2 protein-coding genes are annotated in these 1800 nt (G+C 63.8%); both read left to right on the forward strand.

The features are described from left to right. A partial coding sequence (locus tag ODR01_RS25155; RefSeq protein ID WP_316980464.1) for a dihydroxyacetone kinase subunit DhaK occupies nt 1-1010 on the forward strand: 1010 nt, incomplete at its 5' end. A gap of 2 nt (nt 1011-1012) precedes the next feature. After that, the gene (locus ODR01_RS25160) at nt 1013-1618 is read left to right on the forward strand and encodes a dihydroxyacetone kinase subunit L (protein WP_316980465.1); all 606 of its coding nucleotides are present in this window, start codon (nt 1013-1015) and stop codon (nt 1616-1618) included. The last annotated feature ends 182 nt before the right edge of the window (nt 1619-1800 follow it).

The following is a 1800-nucleotide window of genomic DNA, read 5'->3' on the forward strand; positions in this document are numbered from 1 at the left end:
GGAGGCACGTCATGAAGAAGCTTTTGAACGATGCATCGAAGTTTGTGGACGAGATGCTGGATGGGCTTTGCCTGGCGCATCCTGAGTTTTACCGGCGGACGGCGCCGGGGGCGCGGATCATTGTGCGTTCGGATGCTCCGATCAAGGGCAAGGTTGCGATCGTCTCAGGCGGCGGCTCCGGCCACCTGCCGATCTTCACCGGCTATGTCGGCAAGGGGTTGCTCGACGGCTGTGCCATCGGCGAAGTGTTCTCCTCGCCCTCGGTGGAACAGATCGCCGAGACCATGCGGGCGGTTGACGGCGGCGTCGGGGTGCTGCGGCTGTATGGCAACTACGGCGGCGACGTCATGAACTTCGACATGGCCGGCGAGATGCTGGAGATGGAGGACATTGCGTCGACCACCGTCCTCTTGGCCGACGATGTGGCGAGCGCCAAGCCCGAGGAATGGCAGAAGCGCCGGGGCGTCGCCGGCATGGTCTACGCGTTCAAGATGGCCGGCGCCAAAGCGGCAACGAAGGCCAATCTTGCCGAAGTCACCCGGGTCGCCCAGAAGGCCGCCGACGCCTGCCGCTCGATGGGCGCCGCGCTGACGCCGTGCACGGTGCCGCTGGCCGGCAAGCCGACCTTCCAGATCGCCGACGACGAGATGGAGATGGGCATGGGCATCCACGGCGAGCCTGGTGTCTGGCGTGGCAAGCTGCGCACGGCCGACCAGGTGGCATCGGAGATTATGGACAAACTCCTGGCCGACCAGCCATTGGCCGCCGGCGACAAGGTCTCAATCCTCGTCAACAGCCTGGGCGCGACGCCGCCGGAAGAGCTTTACGTGCTCTATCGCTATGCCGCGACGCGGCTGAAGGACGCCGGGGTGTCGATCGTCATGCCGCTGGTCGGGCGCTATGCGACGTCGATGGAGATGGCGGGTATCAGCTTCACGATCTGCAAGCTCGACGGCGAACTAGAAAGCCTACTCAAAGCACCGGCCGAATGTGCGTTCTGGAAAGTCTGACCATGGCACTGACAACGGACGTCTTGAAGCGGGCGTGGTCCCGCATCGCCGCGGCAATGGACCGCTGCAAGGACGAACTCAACACGCTCGACGGCGCCGTCGGCGACGGTGATCTCGGCATCACCATGTCGCGCGGGGCGAACGAGGTGATGGAGCAGATCGACAGCCTGCCCGAAGACGTCGGCATGGCCTTCATGAAGACGGCCCAGGCCTTCACCAAGACCTCGGCCTCGACCTTCGGTACGCTCATAGCCACCGGACTGATGGCCGCGGCCAAAGCCACCAAGGGCCGTACCGATGTTCCTTGGTCGGAGATGCCCGCGCTTCTCGATGCCGCGATCCTGGCCATGATGGCCCGCGGCAAGGCGAACCTCGGCGACAAGACGGTGCTCGACGGCCTAGCTGCCATCCAGGCCGCCATTGCCGGCATCGATGATCCCGAAAGACAGCTTGCCGCCGCATCCCAGGCAATGGAGGCGGCGCTCGACGCCTTTCGCGACAAGCCGAACAAGGTCGGCCGCGCCCGCATCTTCGCCGACAAGACCATCGGCCTCAACGATCCCGGCATGATGGCGCTCACGCGTGTCATCGAGGGCATACGGAACTAGACATTCTGCAAGGAGATCATCCTCTATGTATCGGGAAAACATCCTCAAGAAGAAACTTGGCCTCGGCGAAAAACTTTTCGGCCCGTGGGTCTGCATGCCGTATCCGGCCGTGGCCGAAATCCTGGCCTTTTGCGGCTATGACTTCCTGCTCATCGACAACGAGCATGGCCCGGGAGACCCCT

Source organism: Shumkonia mesophila, from assembly GCF_026163695.1.
GTDB classification, from domain to species: Bacteria; Pseudomonadota; Alphaproteobacteria; order Rhodospirillales; family Shumkoniaceae; genus Shumkonia; species Shumkonia mesophila.